The 24281-nt window shown below is 66.0% G+C and carries 17 protein-coding genes; 11 read left to right on the top strand and 6 right to left on the bottom strand.

The features are described 5' to 3' along the window. The first annotated feature begins 74 nt into the window (after positions 1–74). The 4 genes from ACVWYP_RS17370 to ACVWYP_RS17385 all read left to right on the top strand — a co-directional run bounded on the left by ACVWYP_RS17370 (position 75) and on the right by ACVWYP_RS17385 (position 6848). Positions 75–1622 carry an ABC transporter substrate-binding protein gene (locus tag ACVWYP_RS17370; protein ID WP_304499167.1) on the top strand — a complete coding sequence of 516 codons (1548 nt, stop codon included), beginning with the start codon at positions 75–77 and terminating at the stop codon, positions 1620–1622. Positions 1623–1625: 3 nt separating this feature from the next. Next, complete coding sequence (locus tag ACVWYP_RS17375) at positions 1626–2582, top strand: ABC transporter permease (protein ID WP_304499168.1); 957 nt, start codon at positions 1626–1628, stop codon at positions 2580–2582. Then, the gene (locus ACVWYP_RS17380) at positions 2579–3463 is read left to right on the top strand and encodes an ABC transporter permease (protein WP_304499169.1); all 885 of its coding nucleotides are present in this window, start codon (positions 2579–2581) and stop codon (positions 3461–3463) included. Before ACVWYP_RS17375 ends, ACVWYP_RS17380 begins: the two co-directional genes overlap by 4 nt. An 82-nt stretch (positions 3464–3545) precedes the next feature. Next, positions 3546–6848 carry a carboxyl transferase domain-containing protein gene (locus ACVWYP_RS17385; RefSeq protein WP_304499170.1) on the top strand — a complete coding sequence of 1101 codons (3303 nt, stop codon included), beginning with the start codon at positions 3546–3548 and terminating at the stop codon, positions 6846–6848. A 199-nt stretch (positions 6849–7047) separates the two neighbouring features. Here ACVWYP_RS17385 and ACVWYP_RS17390 read toward each other — a convergent pair whose 3' ends face one another. Further along, entirely contained in the window at positions 7048–8682 is a 1635-nt protein-coding gene (locus ACVWYP_RS17390; protein WP_456684120.1) for a flavin-containing monooxygenase, read from the bottom strand. Positions 8683–8916: 234 nt separating this feature from the next. On the opposite strand from ACVWYP_RS17390, the gene ACVWYP_RS17395 reads away from it, so the two are divergent. The 7 genes from ACVWYP_RS17395 to ACVWYP_RS17425 all read left to right on the top strand — a co-directional run bounded on the left by ACVWYP_RS17395 (position 8917) and on the right by ACVWYP_RS17425 (position 16198). Further along, complete coding sequence (locus ACVWYP_RS17395) at positions 8917–10140, top strand: cytochrome P450 (protein ID WP_304499172.1); 1224 nt, start codon at positions 8917–8919, stop codon at positions 10138–10140. 117 nt (positions 10141–10257) lie between these two features. Beyond that, positions 10258–11856, top strand: a complete 1599-nt coding sequence (locus ACVWYP_RS17400) for a GMC family oxidoreductase (RefSeq protein WP_456684121.1) — start codon at positions 10258–10260, stop codon at positions 11854–11856. A gap of 17 nt (positions 11857–11873) precedes the next feature. Continuing rightward, positions 11874–12323 (top strand): gluconate 2-dehydrogenase subunit 3 family protein, encoded by a 450-nt coding sequence (locus ACVWYP_RS17405; protein WP_304499174.1) that lies wholly within the window; start codon positions 11874–11876, stop codon positions 12321–12323. A gap of 251 nt (positions 12324–12574) precedes the next feature. Further along, positions 12575–13597, top strand: a complete 1023-nt coding sequence (locus ACVWYP_RS17410; protein ID WP_304499175.1) for a S1C family serine protease — start codon at positions 12575–12577, stop codon at positions 13595–13597. A 380-nt stretch (positions 13598–13977) separates the two neighbouring features. Then, complete coding sequence (locus ACVWYP_RS17415) at positions 13978–14886, top strand: LysR family transcriptional regulator (RefSeq protein ID WP_028343677.1); 909 nt, start codon at positions 13978–13980, stop codon at positions 14884–14886. Positions 14887–14986: 100 nt separating this feature from the next. Continuing rightward, positions 14987–15877: an NAD-dependent epimerase/dehydratase family protein gene (locus tag ACVWYP_RS17420; RefSeq protein ID WP_453946223.1), complete on the top strand. Its 891-nt coding sequence runs from the start codon at positions 14987–14989 to the stop codon at positions 15875–15877. A gap of 3 nt (positions 15878–15880) precedes the next feature. Further along, positions 15881–16198: a DoxX family protein gene (locus tag ACVWYP_RS17425; RefSeq protein ID WP_304499177.1), complete on the top strand. Its 318-nt coding sequence runs from the start codon at positions 15881–15883 to the stop codon at positions 16196–16198. A 261-nt stretch (positions 16199–16459) separates the two neighbouring features. Here ACVWYP_RS17425 and ACVWYP_RS17430 read toward each other — a convergent pair whose 3' ends face one another. From ACVWYP_RS17430 to ACVWYP_RS17450, 5 genes are all read right to left on the bottom strand, one after another. Continuing rightward, complete coding sequence (locus tag ACVWYP_RS17430; protein WP_028343680.1) at positions 16460–17239, bottom strand: alpha/beta fold hydrolase; 780 nt, start codon at positions 17237–17239, stop codon at positions 16460–16462. Between the two features lie 2 nt (positions 17240–17241). Next, on the bottom strand, positions 17242–18537 hold the full coding sequence (locus tag ACVWYP_RS17435) for an O-acetylhomoserine aminocarboxypropyltransferase (protein WP_304499178.1): 1296 nt from the start codon (positions 18535–18537) through the stop codon (positions 17242–17244). A gap of 108 nt (positions 18538–18645) precedes the next feature. Next, positions 18646–19950 (bottom strand): nicotinate phosphoribosyltransferase, encoded by a 1305-nt coding sequence (pncB, locus tag ACVWYP_RS17440; RefSeq protein ID WP_304499179.1) that lies wholly within the window; start codon positions 19948–19950, stop codon positions 18646–18648. A gap of 61 nt (positions 19951–20011) precedes the next feature. Then, a complete protein-coding gene (locus ACVWYP_RS17445; RefSeq protein ID WP_304499180.1) occupies positions 20012–23554 on the bottom strand; it encodes a molybdopterin cofactor-binding domain-containing protein in 3543 nt (1180 codons plus the stop codon). Then, positions 23554–24021, bottom strand: a complete 468-nt coding sequence (locus ACVWYP_RS17450; protein ID WP_212059428.1) for a (2Fe-2S)-binding protein — start codon at positions 24019–24021, stop codon at positions 23554–23556. The genes ACVWYP_RS17445 and ACVWYP_RS17450 overlap by 1 nt, the downstream gene beginning before the upstream one ends. Positions 24022–24281 lie beyond the last annotated feature (260 nt).

Consider the following 24281-nt stretch of genomic DNA (forward strand, 5'->3'; position numbering starts at 1 on the left):
CAAGCGGGAGAGGTGCAGCCAGTCTGCCGCTAAGCCGATTCAAATTGACGCCCTGGGATAATGGAGGACCTGCCATGACAATGACGACACGACGCGAGGTTATGGCGCTGATCTCGGGCGCACTCGCCAGCACCACGCTCGGCGGCCGAGCCTTCGCGGAAGGCGCGCCGAAGAAGGGCGGCACCCTGCGCATCTCAGCGCCGGCCAATCCGTCGAGCCTCGATCCGGCGACCGGCGGCGCCGGCTCCGACCACGCCTTCCTGTTCACGATGTACGACACGCTGACCGAATGGGAATTCGACACGCTGAAGCCGAGGCCCGGCCTTGCCGAAAGCTGGAAGTTCACCGATCCTACCACGCTGGTGCTCAACATTCGCGCCGGCGTCACCTTCCATGACGGCACGCCGCTCGATGCGGAAGCCGTCGAGTTCAATCTCGAGCGCAACCGCAGCGATGCGAAGTCCAACATCAAGGCCGATCTGCTCTCGGTCGCCGCGGTCGAGGTCACTGGCCCGCAGCAGGTGACGTTGAAGCTGAAGACGCCGGATACCGCGCTGCCCGGCATCCTCTCCGACCGCGCCGGCATGATGGTGTCGCCGACGGCGCTGAAGGCGGCCGAGGGCGGCGTCGTGACGCGCAAGCCGGTCGGCGCCGGCGCCTATTCGTTCGTCAGCTGGGCCGACGGCGAGAAAATCGTGATCAAGCGCAACGAGAAATACTGGAAGCCGGAGCGGCCGCTTCCCGACGCCATTGAGATCTCGATCATTCCCGAGCTCACCACCGGCGCCCGCTCGGTCACCGCCGGGCAGAACGATCTGATCTACCAGCTGCCGCCGCGGCAGAAGGTGATCATCGAGCGCTCCTCGAGCGTCAAGGTGGTGCATGGCCCGACGCTCTACGTGCTTCAGATCTTCCTCAACTGGGCCAAGCCGCCGTTCGACAATCTCAAGGTCCGCCAGGCGCTCAACTTCGCGATCGATCGCGAGTCCTTCGTCAAGGCCGCGCTCGCAGGTCTTGCGGAGCCCGCCTACATGAATCTGCCGAAGGCGCATTGGGCCTATGATGCCGAGGTCGCGAAGCTCTATCCCTATGATCCCGACCGAGCGCGCAAGCTGCTCGCCGAGGCCGGCTTCAAGGAGGGTACCCAGATCGAGCTCGGCGGCTATCCGGACCAGGATTCGGTGCAGCGTCAGGAGATCCTGATCGAGCAGCTGCGCAAGGCCGGCATCGGCGTGCGGTTCGTCAACGCCCCGATCGCGGAAGCTTCCGCGGCCTTCTTCGGCGCGGAGAAGAAGGGCGCCGGCCTGCTCTCGGCCTGGACCGGACGGCCCGACCCGAGCCTGACTTACTCGCTGATGTTCACCAAGGACGCCTACTACAATGGCGGGCGCGCGCCAGTGCCGGCCGAGCTCGAGGCCGCGATCAAGGAATCGCGTGCGTCGGAGGACATCGACACCAGGCGCAAGGCCTTCTCCACCGTGCAGCGACTGGTGATGGAGAACGCCTTCGTCGCGCCGCTGGCCTTCCAGTTCGAGCTGGTCGCCATGAACAAGAAGGTGCAGGGCTATCGGCCGAACCTGCTCGGCAAGCCGAAATACGACGACGTTTGGTTGGAAGGTTGAACCATGGCGCGACGGTCACCGGTCAAGGTCGTCGGCAGCCGCCTCGTGCAGGCGCTGCCCGTGATCCTGCTCGCGACCTTCATGGTGTTCGCGCTGCTCAAGCTGGTGCCCGGCGACATCGCCGTGACACTGGCGGGCGACAACGCGACCGACGCGCGGATCACCGAGATCAGGAAGATCTACGGCCTCGACCGCCCGTTCCTGGTGCAATATGGCGCCTGGCTCGGCCATGTCGCGCAGGGCGATCTCTCGCAATCGCTGTTGACCGGCGAGAAGGTCGCGGACTCGATCGGCCGCGCGTTTCCGAACACGCTCCTGATCGTCGTGATCGCGCTGGCGCTGGCGCTGGTCACGGGCATCCCGATGGGCGTGATGGCCGCGGTCAAGCCGAACGGCTGGATCGACAAGCTGATCAGCATGTTGGCGTCGTTGGGCGTCGCGGTGCCCGGCTTCTGGCTCGCGATGATCCTGGTGGCGGAATTCTCATTGAAGCTGAACTGGCTGCCGGCGACCGGCGCAAAATCCTTCAGCGCCTCGCCGGTCGATGCGATCAGGCATGCGCTGCTGCCCGGCATCGCGATCGCGGCTTACGGCATGGCCGAGGTCGCGCGCCAGCTGCGCGGCGCGCTGCTGGAGGTGCTGTCGTCGCAATATGTCCGCACGCTGCATGCCAAGGGGCTGTCGATGTCGCGCATCCTCTGGCAGCACGGCCTGAAGAATGTCGGCGTCAATCTGCTCACCATCATCAGCCTGTTGGTCAACCGCATGCTGGCGGCGACCGTGGTGATCGAGGCGGTGTTCGCCATTCCCGGCCTCGGCAGCCTGATCGTGCGGGGTGCGATCCAGCGCGATTTCCCGATCGTGCAGGGCGTCGTCTTCACCATGGTGGTGGTTGTGATCGCGGTGAATTTGATCGCCGATTTGCTGTGCGCCGCGGTCGATCCGAGGATCGAGCAATGACCGAGGTGGCGCTCGCTCCCCTGAAGGCACCGGCGAGGCCGACGCGGCTGCGGCGATTTGCGCGCTGGCTCGCCGGCGATTTGCGCGCCGCGCTGTCGATCCTTGTGCTCTCGGTGCTCGTGATCGTCGCGATCGGCGCGCCCTGGATCGCGCCCCATGCGCCGACCGCGCAGGACGTCAACAACATGCTGGCGCCGCCGGGGCCGGCCCATCTGCTCGGCACCGACGACCTCGGCCGCGACATCTTCTCCCGCCTGATCTACGGCGCGCCGGCGACCGTCTATGCCAGCCTGCTTGCGGTCGGCGTCGCGGTTCTGATCGGGCTGCCGGTCGGCCTGATCGCCGGCTATTTCGGCGGCTGGATCGACGACATCATCAGCCGCATCATCGACACCTTCCTGTCGTTCCCCGCCATCGTGCTGGCGATCGCGGTCACCGGCGCGCTCGGCATCGGGCTGACCAACGGCATGATCGCGGTCGGCATCACGATGTTCCCGGCGCTGGCGCGCATCGTCCGCGCCCGCACGCTGATCGTGCGGCAGGAGCTTTATGTCGACGCCTCCAGGGGATTTGGCGCGCCGACCTGGCATGTGCTGTGGCGCCACGTGCTGCCGAATACGCTGCAGCCGGTCATCGTGCAGGTGACGCTCTTGCTCGCCGCCGCGCTGCTGGCCGAGGCCAGCCTGTCGTTCCTCGGCCTCGGCATTCAGCCGCCGGACCCGAGCTGGGGCGCGATGCTGGCGCGCGCCTATCAATACATGGAAATCGCCCCGGAGCAGATGTATGCGCCGGGCCTTGCCATTCTCGTCGTCTCGCTGGCGTTCAATGCGCTCGGGGAATCCTTGCGTGTCGTGCTCGATCCGACCATGAAGGATCGTTGACTGTGAGACGTCGGCCGGTCGCGCACGATTTCTTCACCTCGCCCCGCTTGCGGGGAGAGGTAGCAAACTCACGGAATTGATCATGTCGTTCAAGAAATTGCTGATTGCCAACCGCGGTGAGATCGCGATCCGGATTGCCCGTGCCGCCGGCGAAAGCGGCCTTGCCACGGTCGCGATCTATCCCGCCGACGATGCCGCCTCGCTGCATGTCCGATCCGCCGACGCGAGCCACGAGATTCCAGGCCGCGGGGCGCGGGCCTATCTCGACATCGAGGCCGTCATCGCGGCGGCCAAGACCACGGGTTGCGATGCGCTGCATCCGGGCTACGGCTTTCTCAGCGAGAACGCGCAGCTCGCGCGGCGCTGTGCCGACGAAAGGATCACCTTCGTCGGCCCGTCGCCGGAGGCGCTCGATCTGTTCGGCGACAAGGCCAAGGCGAAGGCGCTGGCGAAGAAATGCGGCGTCCCGATCATTGCCGGCACTTCGGGTGCGACCAGTCTCGACGAGGCCAAGGCGTTCTTCGCCTCGCTCGGCGCCGGCGCCGCCGTGATGATCAAGGCGATCGCCGGCGGCGGCGGGCGCGGCATGCGGGTGGTCGAGGATGCCGCCAAGCTCGACGAGGCCTATGCGCGCTGCCAGTCGGAGGCCAAGGCGGCGTTCGGCAGCGATGCCGTCTATGTCGAGCGGCTGATCCGCAAGGCGCGCCATATCGAGGTGCAGATCATCGGCGACCGCCACGGCGCCATCAGCCATCTCTGGGAGCGCGAATGCACCATCCAGCGCCGCAACCAGAAGCTGATCGAGGTGGCGCCGAGCCCGTCACTGAGCGAGGGAATGCGCGCGCGCATCATCGAGGCGGCGAAGCAGCTCGCGACCGCCGCGCGCTATGACAATCTCGGCACTTTCGAGTTCCTGGTCGATGACGAAGCCGGGGAGAGCGAGGGTGCGTTTGCCTTCATCGAGGCCAACCCGCGGCTCCAGGTCGAGCACACCGTTACCGAAGAAGTGCTTGGCGTCGACCTCGTGCGTTCGCAGCTCGCAGTCGCGGCCGGCGCCACGCTGGCCTCGCTCGGCCTCGCGCAATCAGCGGTGCCGCTGCCGCGCGGCTATGCGATGCAGCTTCGCGTCAACATGGAGGTGATGGACGAGAAGGGCATCACGAAACCGACCGGCGGCACGCTCAGCGTGTTCGACCTGCCGTCCGGCCCCGGCGTTCGCGTCGATACCTTCGGCTATTCCGGCTACCGGACCTCTGCCGCGTTCGACTCGCTGCTGGCAAAAGTCATCGTGCATTCGCCGAGCCCAAAATGGACCGACGTGGTGCACAAGGCATCGCGCGCCTTGCGCGAATTCCGCATCGGCGGCGTCGCCACCAACATCCCGTTCCTCGGCGCGATCCTGGCGCATCAGAGTTTTGGGCGGAACAAGATCAGCACCAACTTCATCGATACCCATGTCGCGGCGCTGGTCGGCGCGGCGCAGGATCTCGCCGCACCATTGATCGAAGTGAGCGAGGCGGCTGCGACCAAGGCCGTCGTCACTGAGGCGCCGCCCGAGGGATCGCTCCCGGTGCCCGCGCCGCTGCAGGGCACCATCGTGGCGATCGAGGTCGCGGAGGGCGATCTGGTTCGGCCCGGCCAGCAGATCGCGGTGCTGGAATCGATGAAGATGGAGCATCTGGTCACGGCGCCGCATGGCGGCCGGGTGACCAGGATCGCGGGCGGCATCGGCATCACCCTGATGCATGGCGAGCCGATCCTGTTCTTTGAGCCTGCCGAGGTCGACGGCCATCACGCGGCGGAAGAAGCCGCGATCGACCTCGATCACATCCGCCCTGATCTCGCCGAGCTGATCGCGCGCAAGGCGATCACGCTGGACGAGAATCGTCCGGCCTCGGTCGAGCGCCGCCGCAAGACCAATCAGCGCACCGCGCGCGAGAATATCGCGCAGCTGGTCGATGAGGGCTCGTTCGTCGAATATGGCTCGCTGGCGATCGCGGCACAGCGCCGCCGCCGCAAGGTCGAGGATCTCATCAAGAACACGCCGGCCGACGGCCTGATATCAGGCGTCGCCACCGTCAACGCCAGGGATTTCGGCGCCGACGGCGCGCGCTGCATGGTGATCTCCTACGACTATACCGTGCTCGCCGGCACCCAGGGCCATATGAACCACAAGAAGATCGACCGCATGCTCGGCCTCGCCGAGCAGTGGCGCATGCCGCTGGTGTTCTACGCCGAGGGCGGCGGCGGCCGTCCCGGCGATACCGACCGGCTCGGCATGACCGGCCTCGACGGCCCGTCCTTCGTGCAGTTCGCAAAACTCTCCGGCCTGGTGCCGGTGGTCGGCGTGGTCTCCGGCTATTGCTTCGCCGGCAATGCCGCGATGCTCGGCGTCTGCGATGTCATCATCGCGACCAGAAACGCCTCGATCGGCATGGGCGGCCCCGCGATGATCGAGGGCGGCGGGCTCGGCGTCTACCATCCGGCCGAGGTCGGCCCGGTCTCGTTCCAGTCGCCGAACGGCGTGATCGACATCCTGGTCGAGGATGAGGCCGAGGCGACCACGGTCGCGCAGAAATATCTGTCCTACTTCCAGGGCGCGGTGCAGGACTGGAAGGCGCCGGACCAGCGGCTGCTGCGCCGTGCGATTCCGGAGAATCGCCTGCGGGTCTACGATATCCGCAACGTGATCGACCTGATCGCCGACCAGGGCTCGGTGCTGGAGATCCGCAGGGATTTCGGCGTCGGCATGATCACGGCCTTCATCCGCATCGAGGGCAAGCCGTTCGGCCTGATCGCCAACAATCCAAAGCATCTCGGCGGCGCGATCGACGCACCTGCCGGCGACAAGGCTGCGCGCTTCATGCAGCTGTGCGACGCCTTCGACATCCCGATCGTCTCGCTCTGCGACACGCCGGGCTTCATGGTCGGGCCCGAGGCCGAGAAGACCGCGATCGTGCGCCACGTCGCGCGAATGTTCGTCACCGGCGCGAGCATCACGGTGCCGCTGTTCGGCGTCGTGCTGCGCAAGGGCTATGGCCTTGGCGCGCAATCGATGATCGGCGGCGGCTTCCACGCCTCGTTCTTCACGGTGGCGTGGCCGACCGGCGAGTTCGGCGGCATGGGTCTCGAAGGCTATGTCCGCCTCGGCTTCCGCAAGGAGATGGAGGCGATCGGGGATCCGGTCGAGCGCGAGAAGTATTTCCAGACCAAGGTCGCCGAGCTCTACGCCAACGGCAAGGCGGTCTCGATCGCCTCGGTGCTCGAGATCGACGAGGTGATCGATCCCGCCGACACCCGGCACTGGATCATGGCCGGCCTCCGCTCGGTGCCGAAGCCCGAGCCGCGGACCCACCGCAAGCGGCCGTGTATCGATGCGTGGTAGGGTGGCGTAGGGTGAGTTAGATCGTGCATCAAACTCGGTGTCGTCCCGGCGAAGGCCGGGACCCATAACCACCGATGGTCATTGTTGCACGGTGCTGGGGCCATAGCCTCCTTCAACAACCCAACCCTGTGGTTATGGGTCCCGGCTTTCGCCGGGACGACGGCGGCGGGTGGGCGGGCGTCTCGCGTCATTGAGAGAGTTACCCCAACCTCAACTCCGTATATCCCCCCGCCGCCACCTCGTCGCATCGCGCGCGGTACGCCGGCGCGCTGCCGCTGTAGCGGGCGACGATGCGGGTCTGCTTGCCCTCGACGTTGCGGTTGATGCCGGTCATCCAGGAATCGACCTCGTTGGAGAGCAGGCCTGTGCCGAGCGCTTTGACATGCTCGGTCCAGTCGGCGGTGCCTTCAGGCGTGGCGTCGAGGAAGGTCAGGCCTCTCTCCTGAGCGAAGCGGATCAGCCCGGTGACCCAGTCGACGCTGTATTCGATGCTGCGCGGGATGTTGCCGAGCGCGGTGTGCGGGCCCATCAGCATCATCATGTTGGGGAAGCCGTCGACCATCAGCCCGAGATAGGTCTCCGGGCCGTGCGTCCACTTCTCCTTCAGCCGCGCACCGTGCGTGCCGCGGAAATCGATCTTGTCGAAGCTGCCGGTGATGGCATCGAAGCCGGTGGCGTAGATGATGATGTCGAAGGCGTAATCCTTGTCGGTCGTCCGGATGCCCTCGGGCGTGATCCGCTCGATCGGCGTCTCCTTGATATCGACGAGCTCGACATTGTCGCGATTGTAGACCTCGTAGTAGAAGGTCTCGAGCGGCAACCGCCGCGTGCCGAAGCCGTGGTTCTTCGGGATCAGCATCTCGGCGACCGCCTGGTTCTTCACGCGCTCGCGGATCTTGCGCGCGACGAAATCGCTGATCGTCGCATTCGCCGCGCGGTCGATCAGGATGTCCTTGAAGTTGCCCTGCCAGATGCCGAACCCGCGTTCGCCATAGAGCTTCTCGTAGAACGCCTCGCGCTCCTCCTCGCTCACCTCGAACGCGCCGCGCGGATCGGGCGTATGCACGAAGCAGGCGAAGGTCTCCTTGCAGCGCGCGAAGATCTCGGGATAGCCGGCCTTGATCCCGGCTTGCGTCCCGGCGTCGATCTTGCCGTTGTGCAGCGGCGCCGCCCAGTTGGCAGTCCGCTGGAACACGGTGAGATGCCCGACCTCGCCGGCGATGGTCTGGATGGTCTGGATGCCGGTCGCGCCGGTGCCGATCACGGCGACGCGCTTGCCGGTGAAATCCACCTTCTGCTTCGGCCAGCGCGCGGTGTGAAACGATTGGCCCCTGAAATCGTCGCGGCCCTCGATGCGCGGCAGGGTCGGCGTCGACAACGGACCGATCGCGGTGATCAGGAAGCGGCAGGCGTGCTGCGCGCCGCTCTCCAGCGTGATCCGCCAGCTTCGCGTGTCGTCCTGGTAGGTCGCTGAGGTGACGCGACTCTCGAACTGGATGTCGCGGCGCAGGTCGAACTTGTCGGCGACATAGTTGCAGTAGCGCAAGGTCTCGGGCTGGCCGGCGAAATGCTCCGACCATTCCCATTCCTCGAGCAGCTCCTTCGAGAACGAATAGCCGTAGGAATAGCTCTCGGAATCGAAACGTGCGCCGGGATAGCGGTTCCAGTACCAGGTACCGCCGACGCCGGTGCCGGCCTCGAACACGCGCGCGTTAAGGCCAAGCTCGCGCAGCCGGTAGAGCTGGTACATGCCGGACAGGCCGGCGCCGATGATGATGACGTCGTAGTCCAGCGCAGCCGTCTGGGCGGTGTTGTCCTGGCGCAATTCGGCCACCTGTCGTTGCTCCCTGATGGATTGATTACCGGCAAGGCTAACCGGTCTTCCTGCTGCCGACAAACATCGAACAGCGGGGCAGCTATCGGGATTTGCCGGGTGCGTCGGGTTGCGCGCATTCCGTGCGGCGGACTGTCCGCCCGGCGGCTTTACTCGGCTGCGGGATTCCCTCTATCGTCGGCACGACACGACGATCGCCCGCCAAGCGGCGACGGAACCAGCGGGAGTGAAGCGATGGGAGAGGCGCTGCGCAGGCCGATGTCGACAGACGTCAGCAATCCCCGGCTTTATCAGGACGACACCTGGCGGCCGCTGTTCGCGCAGCTCCGCCGCGACGATCCCGTGCATTATTGCGAGACGTCGGCCTACGGCCCGTACTGGTCGGTGACGCGCTACGACGACATCTTCGCGGTTGAGCTGGATCACCAGAACTATTCGTCGGCCTCCGAGCTCGGCGGTATCCAGGTCGCGGACCAGCCGAAGGGGCAGGAGCGGCCGAGCTTCATCCGCATGGACCCGCCCGGTCACACCGCGCAGCGTCGCACCGTGGCGCCGATTGTGGCGCCGTCGAACCTTGCCAATTTCGATACCCTGATCCGCAAGCGCACCTCAGCCGTGCTCGACGCGTTGCCGCGCAACGAGACCTTCGACTGGGCCGAGCGGGTCTCGGTCGACCTCACCAACATGATGCTGGCGACGCTGTTCGATTTCCCATCCGAAGACCGCGCCAAGCTGACCTGGTGGTCGGATGTCGCGATCGCCAACGTCGAATCCCCCGACGCGGTGGTGCATTCGGAGGCTGAACGCACCGCCGAACTGGTCAAGATGGGAGAATATTTCCGCAAGCTATGGGACGCGCGGATCGATGCGCCGCCAACTTTCGACCTCATCTCGATGCTGGCGCATTCGCCGGCGACGCGGAATCTGGAGCCGCGCGAGTTCATCGGCACGATCGGGCTGTTGATCGTCGGCGGCAACGACACCACGCGCAATTCGATGTCGGCCGGCCTGATGGCGCTGTGCGAGAACCCGGAGCAGTTCGAGCTGGTCCGCGCGAGGCCGGAGCTGATCCCGAACCTGGTCTCCGAGACCATCCGCTACCACACGCCGGTGCTGCACATGCGTCGCACCGCACGCAACGATGTCGAGCTTGCCGGCCGCCGGATCAGCAAGGGCGACAAGGTCGTGATGTGGTACATCTCCGGCAACCGCGACGAGGACAAGATCGAGCGTGCCGACGAATTCATCATCGACCGCGCCAAGCCGCGTCAGCATCTCGCCTTCGGCGCCGGCGTCCACCGCTGCGTCGGCGACCGCCTCGCCGAGCAGCAGCTGCGCATCCTCTGGGAGGAGGCCCTGGCGCGCGATCTGCGTTTTGAGATGATGGGCCCGCCGCAAAGGCTCTATTCCAATTTCATCCGCGGTATACGAAGCTTGCCGGTGAGAATCGTGAATTGAAGGTGTGATTTGTCATTCCGGGGCGATGCGAAGCATCGAACCCGGAATCTCGAGATTCCGGGTCTGGTCCTTCGGACCATCCCGGAATGACGGGATCATCAAGAACAAGGAATCGGAATGAACGATCCCGTTGACGTCCTGATCATCGGCGCCGGCGCGTCCGGTGCCGCGGTGGCCTGGAGCCTTGCCGATACCAAGATGCATATCCTCTGCCTCGATCAGGGCGGCTGGATGAATCCGGCCGAATATCCGAGCACCGGGCGCGACTGGGAGGCGAAGTTCTACGGCGAGTGGTCGTCCAGCCCGAACGTCCGCCGCCGGCCCGAGGACTACCCGATCAACGACGACAATTCGCCGATCAAGGTCGTCAACTTCAACGCCGTCGGCGGTTCGACGGTGATGTACACCGCGCACTGGCCGCGGCTGCATCCGTCCGACTTCAAGGTGAAGACGCTCGACGGCGTCGCCGACGACTGGCCGATCGATTACGACGCGCTCACCCCGTTCTTCGAGGAGAACGATCGGATGATGGGCGTCTCAGGCCTGTCGGGCGATCCGCTGTCGCCGCTGAGCCACCCGCCGATGCCGCAGCAGCCGCTCGGACTATCGGGCCCGCTGATCGGCAAAGCCATGAACAAGCTTGGCTGGCACTGGTGGCCGTCGGACACGACGGTGGCGACGATGGATTACGAGGGCAGGGCGCGCTGCATCAATCTCGGCCACTGCACGCCGGCCTGCGCGCAGGGTGCCAAGGCCTCGACCGACATCACCTACTGGCCGCACGCGGTCCGCGCCGGGGTCGAGCTCAAGACCCATTGCCGGGTGCGCGAGATCCTGACCAACGAACACGGCATGGCCTCCGGCGTCGTCTATTACGACAAGGACGGCGTCGAGCAGTTTCAGCCGGCCGAAGTCGTCATCATCGCCTGCAACGGTGTCGGCACGCCGCGGCTGCTGCTCAATTCGGTGTCGGGCAAATTCCCGAATGGCCTCGCCAATTCGTCGGGCCTGGTCGGCAAGAACCTGATGTTCCACCCCTACGCGCAGATCTACGGCTTCGTGAAGGAGCCGACCGACAGCAACCGCGCACCGCCGACCTGCCTGTGGAGCAAGGAGTTCTACGACACCGATCTGTCGCGCGGTTTCGTCCGCGGCTACGGCATCCAGTTCGGCCGCGGCGCCGGGCCGGTGTTCGAGGCGGTCGCGAGCGAGCAGAAGGGCATCCTGCCCTGGGGCAAGGATCATCACCGCGTGTTCCGCAAGCTCAACGGCCATCGTCTCGCGGTATCGGCGATCTGCGAGGATTTGCCGGAGGAGCACAACCGCGTCACGCTCGATCCCGTGCTGAAGGACAGCCACGGCATTCCCGCGCCGAAGATCGACTACACGATCAGCGCGAACAGCCGGAAGATGATGGATCACGGGCTGGCGCGCGGCCGGGAGATCCTCGAGGCCGCCGGCGCCAGCGACATCTGCATCAACGATCCGATCCCGTGGGGCGGCTGGCATCTGTTCGGCACCGCGCGGATGGGCACCGATCCGGCGCGCTCCGTGGTCAACGAATGGGGCCGCTCGCACGACGTGAAGAACCTCTTCATCGTCGACGGCAGCATCTTCGTCACCTCGGGCGGGGTGAACCCGACCTCCACCATCCAGGCTCTTGCGCTCTACATCGCCGACCAGATGAAGCAGCGCCTCGCCAATCTGTTCGACTGAGACCGCCAGAGACCGACATGTCCGATGCAAAAGAACTGACTGCAGCCCAGCGCGCCGATCTGCGCACCGTCGCCGCGATGATCGTTCCCGCCAGTGACGAGTACAAGGTGCCGGGGGCGGACGATGCCGCGATCCAGGCCGACATGCTGGCGACGCTTGGCCGCGACACCGCGCTGGTCGCGCAAGCGCTGGATCATCTGGCTGATCTTGCCGGCAAGCCGCTCGCCGAGCTCGACGACGCCAGGCGCGATGCGGTGGCGAAGGAGTTTCGCGCCGGCGGCGGCGCGGCCGCGGCAACGCTCGTCCGCGGGGTGCTGCAATGCTACTACCGCGACGACCGCGTGCTGCGCTCGCTCGGCCTCGAGCTGCGCGCGCCGTTCCCGAAAGGCCATGTGCTGCCGGAGGGCGACTGGTCGCTGCTCGATCCGGTCAGGGCGCGGGGCGGTACGCTGCGGCGGGCGCCGTAAGTGTTGTGTCTCTGACGCGTGATTCGCTCAATGTCATTCCGGGGCTCGCGAAGCGAGAACCCGGAATCTCGATCACGACCTCTGGATTCCCCGATGCGCGATTGCGCATCTGAGGTTTGCGACTTCGTCGCGCCCCGGAATGACGGAATGGACTGTCAGGCACAGCACTAGCCGATCGGGCAGGCCGCTGGCGTAACCACTTGCGGCGCGGGGAGCCGGTCACCATTTGAAGAGACCAAAGGACTCTCGCCATGCTGGATATTACCTCAGATACCGCCGGTGACACGCCGTCACCGCGAACGGCCGATGCTGCCCGGGATAACGACCGGGCTCTGCTGGATGCCTATTCCAATGCCGTGATCGACGTCACCGACCGCGTCGGCCCCGCCGTGGTCAGGGTCGAAACCGGGCCGAGAGTGCGCAATGCGCGCGAGCGCGGCGGGCTCGGCTCGGGCATCGTGATCTCGCCCGACGGCTTCGTGCTGACCAACAGCCATGTGGTCGGATCGTCGAAGGAGATCCGCCTGCGCGACACCGAGGGCTTCGTCACCGATGCGCATGTGCTCGGCGTCGATCCCGACACCGATCTCGCGCTGCTGCGGGCCGATGGCGCGCGCGATCTGCCTTACGCGTCGCTCGGCAACTCCAAGACGCTGCGGCGCGGCCAACTCGTGGTCGCGATCGGCAATCCGCTCGGCTTCGAATCGACGGTCACCGCCGGCGTGGTCTCCGCGCTCGGCCGCTCGATCCGCTCGGTGAGCGGGCGGACCATCGAGGACGTGATCCAGACCGACGCCGCGCTCAATCCCGGCAATTCCGGCGGGCCGTTGGTGTCGTCGAAGGGCGAGGTGATCGGCATCAACACCGCGATCATCAACGGCGCGCAGGGCATCTGCTTTGCGGTCGCCAGCAACACCGCGCAGTTCGTGCTGTCGGAGATCATCCGCCACGGCTATGTCCGCCGCGCCTATATCGGCGTCGCCGGGCAGACCGCGCCGGTGCCGCGGCGGCACGCGGTGCTGGCCGGGGTCGAGAACAAGATGGGCGCGCTCCTGATGCAGATCGAACCGGACAGCCCGGCCGCCCGCGCCAGCCTGTTGCCGGGCGACGTCGTGATCCGGCTCGACGGCATCGAGATCAACGGTGTCGACGACCTGATCCGCGCGCTCGATCACAGCCGGATCGATCGAACGCTGTCGATGGACGTGCTGCGCCTCGGCCGCCTGCGCGCGATCGACATTCATCCGATCGGGCGGAAGCCCGCGAAGCAGTGAGGATTATCCTTTCCGCGTGCGAGCTGCACCCTCTCCCCTTGTGGGAGAGGGTCGCTTCGCGCAGCGAAGCGGGGTGAGGGGTTTCTCTCCACGATCTCATATGTCGACAGAACCCCTCATCCGGCGCTTCGCGCCACCTTCTCCCACAAGGGGAGAAGGGTAGCCGTGTCGTCTCTAATCTGAGTGGAATGCCTTTTGAAAAGACCCGCCTCCTAAGCGGCGTCCGCTTGTGGGTGAGCGCGGATTGCCAAGCGGTGGATGACTTGCCGTAACGCCATCCTCGACGGATCGGGTCCAGCCCAACCGGGGGGCCCTCGAGCGGCGTGCGCTTGACGTACGGCCGCTATCCCCGTTCGGCGCATTCCCTTATGGTCGGCCACATGGATATAGCCGGCTTCGACCTCAACTTGATGAAGGCCTTTGATGCGCTGTACGCGGAGCGCCACGTGACGCGCGCCGGATCGCGGATCGGCCTCAGCCAGTCGGCGATGAGCGGAGCGCTCACGCGCTTGCGAGAGCTTCTTGGGGACGAGCTCTTCGTGCGAACGCCTTCAGGCATGCAGCCAACGCCCCGCGCCCATGACCTTGCTGGTCCCGTCTCGGATGCGCTCCGGCTTCTCCGGAGCGCGCTACAGGCCGATAGCTTCGACCCCGCGACGGCCGACAATACCGTCACGCTCGCGATGAGCGACTATGCGGCGTTCGTCTTGTTGCCGCCGCTCATGGCCCGCCTCAGCATCGACGCCCCGCACATCAACGTGCGGGTCTGCGGGATGTTCGGACGAGAAGAAGCTATCACGCTGCTCGACAGCGGCGAGGCGAATCTCGCGATCGGTTTCCCCGTCGAGACGTCGGCGCGCATCATCAGCAGCCCGCTCTTTTTTGAGAGTTTCGCCTGCGTCGTGCGGGAGGGACACCCGGCGTTCGCGGATGGTCCAAGCCTCAAGGCTTTCGCAGCGGCGCCGCATCTTCTGGTCTCTCCGGAAGGCGACCGCTCCGGGATCGTCGATCTGAGGCTTGCCGATCTCGGCCTCGAACGGCGCGTCGTGCTGAGCCTGCCACAATTCCTGGCCGCCCCTTTCGTGATCGCCGGGACCGACCTCGTCGCGACGCTGGCCTCCCGGGTCGCACGAAGGTTCGCTGGTACCGGAGCAGGCATAGCGATTTATGATCCGCCGCTCGAACTGCCCACCTGGCCACTCCACCTGATGTGGCACCGGCGGGCGGATACGCATGGGGCTATTGCCTGGCTGCGCGGCATTATCACCAAAATCGCCGCCTCGGCTTGACGCCATCGGCGCCATCGATAGCGCCACATCAGAACTCGCGATTTCCATCCGCATCGCCGTTCCGCTTTGTTGGATTCACCGAAATTGAAGGGTGATCGACATGCGAGTTTTGGTAACAGGCGCGACTGGCTTGATCGGCGGTGCGGTAGCGCACCGATTGAAAGAGGGAGGCCATGAAGTCGTGGGACTCGCCCGGTCGGAAGCGAGCGCGACCAAGCTGCTCGACCGAGGTTTCGTGGCGAAGATAGGTGAGCTTGCCGACCCGGTGAGCTTGGCCTCGGCGGTGCGGGGCGTGGACGCCGTCGTCCATGCCGCTTCGCCCAACGATCAGAACGCTGCGTCGCTCGATGAGATTGCGACGCGCGCGATCCTCGAAGCCCAGCGCGGAACGGGTAAGCGCTTCATCTATACCAGTGGCAGCTTGGTCTACGGCTCCACGGGTGACACGTCAGTCACCGAGCGCACTCCACTGAACCCGGTCGAGATGGTCCGCTGGCGCCAGGCCCTGGAACGCGAGATCCTCGCGGCCGAAGCCGGGGGCGTCCATCCGGTCGTTATCCGGCCTGCCTGGGTATATGGCAACTGGGGTGGCGCCGCGATGATGATGGTCGCAGCAGCCAAGGAACATGGTGCGGCGCTTCATGTCGGTGACGGTCAAAATCGCTGGTCGACCGTGCATGCCGACGATCTGGCCGATCTCTATGCGCTCGCGCTCGAGCGGGCACCGGCGGGATCCGTTTTCAATGGCGCGCACGGTTCGGCGCCGCGGCTCATCGAGATCGCACGCGCAGCGAGCGAGTTGGGCGGTGCCGGGGGCCGAGTAGCGGCATGGCCGCTCGAAGAGGCGCGCAAGGTCCTCTCGGGTTTCGCCGATGCGATCGCCTCCGATCAGATCATCTCGGGCGAGAAGGCCAAGCGCGAACTCGGCTGGAATCCTTCGCGGCGATCGATCATCGACGAGTTGCGCGCTTATGCGTTGGCGGTCGCTTAGGTCATGCACACGATATTCATCAGGCTGCTTGCCGCTGCTTTCGCCAGTGCAGGTCTGTTCAATGCGATCGCGACGTCGACGACGCGGAGCAACTTTGTTCGATGGGGGTATCCCGCGTGGTGGTGCCGGGTCACCGGCGGATTGGAGATATCGGCCGCAATCCTGGTCACACTACCGGCAACCCGTGCAGCAGGCTTGATCCTCTGCGCCGTCATTCTCGCCGCGGCAGCTTTGACCGTCCTGCGACATCGGGAGTTTTCCCATCTCGTACCGATCGGTTGCTTCGCTGCCTTGCTCCTGACGGCGAGTCGGATTTCCTGAAAGATCGGTGGCTCTGGGCACTTGAGGAGGCTGCCGATCGGCTTGAAATGCCCAAGGGGCACTGGGAGCGTTGCGCAGTTTCGGAATAATAGAAGATATCGCTGAGTTGCCCGACGTGTCAAGTCGCTTGTCCGAGGGCCAGCGGCTGCCCTGCTACTTTGCATGGGGTTGTTTTCGATATTTTGGCGGCGGTCATCCGGCGCGGACTTGTGTCCGCGCGACCTTCTCCGACGAGGAAAGGGAGAGGAGCCCGCGGCTCCGCTACCGCAGCGCTGCGAGCAGCTCGTCGGGCTGCTCGACCATCATCATGTGGCCGGCGCCGGGCAGCACCACGGTGCGGGCATTCGGTGTCGCGGCGGCGAGCGCCTTGCCGGCCTTGGCGGGGGTCATCATGTCGCGCTCGCCGAGGATGAAGGTCGCGGGCACCTTGACCGCGGCGGCTGCGGTCAGGGCGTTCTGATAGGCGTTGCAGGCGTTGAGGTCGTTGTACAGCACGCCGGGCTTCGCCTCCTGCAGCACCCGTTGCGCGCCCTGGTGCATCCACAGGCCGGGCGCGAGGCTGCCGCCGAGTTCGGCCTTGAAGCCGAGGCCCCAGATCGAGACCATGTCGATCGCCGCGACATCATTGGCTTCGGCGGCCTTCAAGAGATCGGGGCCGACCGTCATGGTCGCCGCGGTGCCGATCAGCGCGAGGCCGGAGACCTTGTCGGGATGCCGCGCCGAGGTCTCGATCGCGATCAGCGAGCCCATCGAATGGCCGATCAATCGGGCCTTTGATGCGCCGGCCGCCGTGATCAGCGCCGCGGCCCAGTCGGCCATCTCGGAGATGGTCGGGAGCGGCTTGCCGGCGGAGCGGCCATGGCCCGGCAGGTCCGGCGCCAGCACGGAGAATCCGTGATGGGCGAACCAGCGGCTGTGCAGCGACCAGGTCGAAGAGTCGAAGCCGGCGCCGTGGATCATCACCACCGCCGGCAGCGACGGGTCGAACGGCCTGCCGCCGGTCGCGATGAAGGTGTCTGATCCGTTCACGGAAAGCTGCATGGTCAGGTCCTTTGCGAGGCGCGCAGCGCCTGGCCGAGATCGTCGATGATATCCTGCGCGGTTTCGATGCCGACCGAGAGCCGCACCAGTTCCTCGCCGATGCCGGCGGCCTTGAGCTGCTCGGCATCCATCTGCTGATGCGTGGTGCTGGCGGGATGGATCACCAGCGTCTTGGCATCGCCGACATTGGCGAGATGGCTGATCAGCTTCAACGACTCGATGAACTTCTTGCCGGCGGCGCGGCCGCCCTTGATGCCGAAGCTGACGATCGAGCCGGCGCCGCGCGGCAGCAGCTTCTTGGCCAGCGCGTAATCCGGATGCGTCTCCAGCGAGGGATGCAGCACCCAGTCGACCGCCTTGTTTGCGGCGAGGGCGTCCAGCACCGCGTGGGTGTTGCTGACGTGGCGGTCCATGCGGACGCCGAGCGTCTCGATGCCCTGCAGCAGCTGGAAGGCATTGGTCGGCGACAGGCAGGCGCCGAAATCGCGCAGCCCCTCGGTGCGGGCGCGCATGATGAAGGCGGCCTTGCCGAACTGCTCGTCGAAGACGATGCCGTGATAGCCGGCATACGGCTCGGTGAGCTGCGGGAATTTGCCGGAGGCGCGCCAGTCGAACCGCCCGCCGTCGACGATGACGCCGCCGATCGCGATGCCGTGGCCGCCCATCCACTTGGTCGCCGAGTTCATCGTGATGTCGGCGCCGAGCTCGATCGGCTGGCTGAGATAGGGCGTCGCAAAGGTGTTGTCGATCAGCAGCGGAATCTTTGCATCATGGGCGATCTGCGCGACCGCGGGGATATCGAGTACTTCGAGGCCGGGATTGCCGATGGTCTCGCCGATCACGAGGCGGGTGTTCGGCTTGATCGCGGCACGGAATTCGTCGAGCGCACGCGGCTTCACGAAGGTCGTGGTGATGCCGAACCGCGGCAACGTATGCGCCAGCAAATTGATGGTGCCGCCATAGAGCGAGGCGGAGGCGACGATGTGGTCGCCGGCATTGAGCAGGGTTGCGATCGCCAGATGCATCGCGGCCATGCCGCTGGCGGTGCAGATCGCGCCGACGCCGCATTCAAGCGCGGCGATGCGTTCTTCCAGCACTGATGTCGTCGGGTTCGAGATGCGGGTGTAGATGTGGCCGGCGCGCTCGAGGTTGAACAGCGCCGCGGCATGATCGGCATCCTGGAACACATAGGACGTGGTCTGATAGATCGGAACCGCGCGCGCGCCGGTTGCGGGATCGGGGCGCTGGCCGGCGTGCAGGCTCAGGGTTTCGAAGGCAGGCGGTTTGGGTGCGGGCATGCGAAACTCGTCAGGTCAGTCGATGGGAATGGTGGGTTGGCGAGAGGTCATTTATTTGACGCGTTTTCTTCACGCGAACCGGTGTCCACTTCGCTTGAAAACGCTTTGTTACACGTGAACTGCGGTGCGAACACGGCCGACATTGCCGAACACACGCAAATAGCGCTCGACCTCGGACGGGATGCCGGTCGCCTTCTCCGGATTATCGGAGAGTTTGACGGCCGGCCGTCCGTCGACCGACGTCACCTTGCAGACGATCGAGATCGGGTCGAGCTCGGCGGTGCCGTCGGGCGCGCAGCCGACGAAATCGTTGGTGAGGTTGGTGCCCCAGCCGAAGCTGACGCGCACGCGTCCCTTGAAATGGTGAAACGTCTCCTCGATCGAGCCGACATCCATCGCGTCGGAGAACACCAGCAGCTTCTCCTTGGGATCGCGGCCCTTCTGCTTCCACCACTTGATGATCTCTTCGCCGGCTGTGATCGGCGGCGCGCTGTCGGGCCGAAAGCCGGTCCAGTCGGCGACCCAATCCGGCGCGTCGCGCAGGAACGGTTTGGTGCCGAAGGCGTCGGGCAGCGCGATCAGCAGGTTGCCGCCATAGGTGTGGCGCCACTGGTCGAGGATGCGATAGGGGGCCCAGCGCAGCGCCTCGTCGTCATTGGCGAGCGCGGCGGCGACCATCGGCAGCTCATGCGCGTTGGTGCCGATCGCCTCAAGGTCGTTGTCCATCGCGAGCAGCACGTTCGACGTGCCGGTGAAGGAGGGGCCGAGGCCTTCCTTCACCGCCTCGACGCACCAGCGCTGCCAGAGGAAGCCGTGGCGGCGGCGTGTGCCGAAATCGGACAGCCGCAAGCCGTCCAGCTTGCGCAGCCGCTCGACCTTGGCCCACAGCTTGGCCTTGGCGCGGGCGTAGAGCACGTCGAGCGCGAAGCGGCCGTAGGTCTTGGTCGCCGCGCGCGAGCGCAGCTCGTTGAGGATCGCGAGCGCCGGGATCTCCCACATCGTGGTGTGGGTCCACGGTCCGTGGAAATGCAGCTCGTACTGGCCGTCGACCTTGTGCAGCTCGTATTCGGGCAGCCGGAAGTTCGCGAGCCAGTTGATGAAGTCGGGCGAGAACATCTGGGTCTTGCCGTAGAACGTGTTGCCGGCGAGCCAGATCAGCTCCTTCTTGGTGAAGCGGATGGTGCGGGCGTGGTCGAGCTGGGCGCGCAGCTCGGCCTCGTCGATGACCTCGGCGAGCCGGATATGGGTCGAGCGGTTGATGACCGAAAAGGTCGTGCGGGTGTCCGGATAGCATTCCCGGATCATCTGCTGCATCAACAGCTTGTAGAAATCGGTGTCCAGCAGGCTGCGCACGATCGGGTCGAGCCGCCAGCCGTGGTTGTAGGTCCGGGTCGCGATGTCTGTCACGGTCATGCGGGAACCTTAGCCTGCCGGGCGCCGCCCGCCCAGTGGGTATCGGGCGGAACATGGCAGGTCAGCGCGCTATGGTCTGCCGTATACGGCCGACGGTGGCGGTGACATCGGTCCATGCCGGCTTGTCAGGGGCAAATTGCCGCCGGAGGAAGGTGACGAGCTCGGCGACCTGGCCGTCGCTCATGCTGTCCTTGAAGGCCGGCATGTAGCCCAGATCGGTCACGGCCGGCTTGGCGATGCCGTGCAGGATCACCTGGATCAGATTGTCGGGCGCGTCGCTGTGCAAATTGCTGTTGAGCGCCAGCGACGGCCGGCTGCCGAACAGCGGCGGGCCGCCGACCTCATGGCAGACCGCGCAGGCGCCTTGATAGATCCGCGCGCCGGTCGAGGCTGCCGTGGTCACAACGGTGCCGGCTTCGAGCTTCGCTGCCATGGCGTCGTGGGCCGGCCGATCAGCGGTCACGTTGAATGAGGCGAGGTAGATGGCCATCGCGCGGATGTCCTGGTCGGGCAGCGCGGCGAGCTCCTGCACGACCGGCGCCATCGGCCCTGCGGCGACTCCGTGCAGGCGGGACTTGCCGGTGCGCAAATAGGCGTAGAGCTCGTCCTCGCTCCAGGGGATCGGCGCCTTCGACAGCGACGTCAGCGCCGGCGCCTCCCAGCCTTCGGCGAAGCCGCCGGCGAGATAGGCCGCTTGCCGCTCGGCGCCGAGCGCATTGCGCGGCGAGTGACAGGCGCTGCAATGGCCGAGCCCTTCGATCAGATAGGCGCCGCGATTCCATATCGCTGACTTCGATGGATCGGGCTGGAATGCCTGCGCCTGATGGAACAGCGCATTCCATCCGGCGAGCAGCGGCCGCAGGTTGAACGGAAAGGCGAGCGCGTTGGCCGGCGTTTCGGCGCGCACCGCCGCCTGCGCCATCAGATAGGCATAGAGCGCCTGCAGGTCGGCATCACTGGTCCTGGCGAAGTGCGTGTACGGGAACGCCGGATAGAGATGGCGTCCGTCGCGATGGATGCCCTCGCGCATCGCACGTTCGAACGTCGGATAGGACCAGGCGCCGATGCCGGTGTCGACATCGGGCGTGATGTTGGTCGTATGGATCGTGCCGAACGGCGTTTCGAGCGGCCGGCCGCCGGCGTTCAGGACGCCATGCTCCGAGGTGTGGCAGACGGCGCAGGCGCCGAGCGCCGCGAGCTCCTTGCCGCGGGCGATCGTCACAGTGGAATAGACCGAGGCATCGGGCCGGGCGATCGGCGCGATCGCGCGCCACGGCAGCACGGCCGCGCCGATGCCGATCGCGGCTGCACACATCGCTGCAATGCCGGCAAGGATCCCGCCGCGCTTTGCAAAGGGATTCTGCCATCGGCCGCGGTCAGCGGTCTGCGCGGGCGGCGGGATCGGGGCGGGCGCTGTGGGTTGCTCGCCGCGCAGTCCCTTCAAAATGCGCTCCGGCGTGAACGGCAATTCGCGGAAGCGGACGCCGGTCGCGTCATAGATCGCGTTGGCGATCGCAGCGGCGCTCGGCACCGAAGCGGACTCGCCGACCCCGAGCGGCGGCTGGTCCTGCCGCGGCAGCATCAGCACATCGATCTTCGGCAGCTCAGGAAACTTGATGATGGGGTAGGCACCCCATTCCCGCGCCGTCACCGCGCCGCGCTCGAAGGAGACCTCCTCCATCAGCGCGCGGCTGGTCGACTGGATCACATTGCCTTCGATCTGGTGCCGCACGCCTTCCGGATTGATCATCAATCCGGAATCCTGGCCGGCGACGACACGCGTCACGCTGACATCGCCGGTCGCCTTGTTGACGGCGACATCGGCGATCCACGCCGACCATGCTGCGCCGTAACCGGGAAACTTGCTGTGCACGTAGAGCGCATAGGCAAAGCCGCGGCCGCGCACGATGTCGCCGTCCGCCTCGGGCTCTTTCCACACCGGGCGCGGCGTCCAGCCGGCGCGCTCGGCAACGGCATTGACGAGATCGATCGCGCGCTGGTCCTTCAGATAGCGCAGCCGGTATTCGATCGGGTCAACCCCGGCCTCCGCCGCAAGCTCGTCGATGTAGGATTCATGCGCAAAGGCGTTCGGCAGTGCCGACACGCCGCGAAACCAGGACGCGCGCACGATCGGCGGCATGTCGTTGGCGACCACGCGCATGTTCTCGTAGTCGTAGGGCGGGATCGCGGTACGGTCGCCCATCTCGAACACCGCGGCTTCAGGCGCGATCCGCCCGGTGAGCAGCAGCGCCAACGTCGGCGCGCCGTTCGAGGGATAGCGTGTCGCGAAATCGTAACCGGCGACGCTGCCGTCGGCGTTGAGCCCGCCATTGACGTCCATCAGCTGCGCGGTGCCCTTCGGCTCCCAGGCATGTTCCTGCTCGCGGGTCAGCTGCACGCGCACCGGGCGACCGACCGCGCGCGACAGCAGCAGCGCGTCGGCGGAGACGTCGTCGGCGCAGTTACGGCCGTAGCAGCCGGCCGCCTCCATCCGGATCACGTCGATCTCGGACTCGGGCCGCTGGATCAGCAGCGCGAGGTCGCCGCGCAGGATGTGCGGGTTCTGCGTGCCGGACCAGACCCGGATCGCGCCCTCGCTGTAATCGGCGACCGCGCATGACGGGCCGATCGAGCCGTGCATCTGGTAGGGCCAGAGATAGGTCCGCTGTATCGGCTTGGCGGCCGCCTTGAGCGCGGCGTCGACGTCGCCCTTGTCGATCAGCCGGCGCGGCGTCGAGGGATTGGCGCGCAGCGCCTTCTCCACGTCGGCAAGATCGGTCAGTGCCGGCCCCGACTTCCAGCTCACCGTGAGCTGCGCGGCAGCCTTGATCGCATTCTCCTCGCGCTCGGCGACGACGCCGACGAAATCGCCGATCCGCACCACCGCGACGAGGCCTGGAATATCGCGCACCGAGGCTTCGTCGACTGCGATCAGGCTGGTGCCGACGAACGGGCCGGCATCGACGCCGGCGTAAGGCGGGCGGACCACCCGGCCGTGCAGCATGCCGGGCACGCGCACATCGTGGACATAGACGAGCTCGCCGGTGGCCTTCGCCGGCAGATCGACGCGCGGCACGGACTTGCCGACCACCGAATAGGCGCTCACGGCCTTGACCGGAACCTCATCGGCAAGATCGAGCCGGATGGTCTCGTCCGCGATCAGCTCACCATAGGTGATGCTGCGGTTGTCGTGGCCGCGGATCAGGCCGTCCTCGATCGTGAGCTCGTCGACAGCTAGCTCCAATCGCTCGGAGGCCCGCGCGAGCAAAAAATGCCGCGCTTGCGCGGCGGCCTTGCGCAGGGGAACGGCGGTGATCTGGATGGTCTCGCTCGCGATGGTCGGGCCCTGGTTCGGCACCACGGCAGTATCGCCGAGGATCACGACGACGCGGGCAAGGGAGACGTCGAGCTCTTCGGCAACGATCTGTCCGAGCGCGGTGCGGATGCCGGTGCCGAGATCGACATGGCCGTTATAGGCATTGACCGAGCCGTCGGCGGTGATGGTGATGAAGGTCTCCAACGCGCCTTCCGCGCCCAGCACCGCAGGGCGGACGACCGACAGCGAGCCGCGCTGGCGTTGCTCGGGAGGCCGTGCGTCGACCATCAATCGCGCGCCTCGAGCGCGTGGCCGGCCGCGCGCATCGCCGCGCGGATAATCTCGATATGCGCGCCGCAACGGCAGAGATTGTAGCGCAGCGCCTCCAGCACCTCATGCTCGGACGGATTGGGATTGCGCGTCAGCAAGGCCTTGGTGGTGATGATCATGCCGTTGAGGCAATAGCCGCACTGCGCGGCCTGTTCGTGAATGAAGGCATCCTGCACCGGATCGGGGTGCTCGCGGCTGCCGAGGCCTTCGAGCGTGACGATGTTGCGTCCGGCGCAGCCCTCGATCGGAATCAGGCAGGCGCGGGCGGCGACGCCGTCGATCAGCACCGCGCAGGCGCCACACTCGCCGAGCCCGCAGCCATATTTCGGTCCGTTCAATTCGAGGTCGTTGCGCAGCACGTAAAGCAATGCGGTGTCGGGAGCGGCGTCGACATCGTGATTCCTGCCGTTCACGGTCAGGCGCATTGCCCCGGTTCTCCCTTGATGTTTGCGCTGCAACGTCAGCGTCAGATCGCCGACGAGGATAACGTTTGTATACAAACGTGCAAGCGGCGGCATGCCGCGCTGCAGCGCGTGCCCGCTTTATGAACAGGGTGCGCACGCGAAGGGCAGGGTTTGATTGCAAAGGCCGCTTGACAGGTCACGGGCTCGCGCGCAGGATCATTCGTATACGAACGATATGCATGGGAGGCGGAAGCGCAGTATGATCGACCGCCGCCACATGT

It is taken from the genome of Bradyrhizobium sp. USDA 3262 (genome assembly GCF_054060035.1).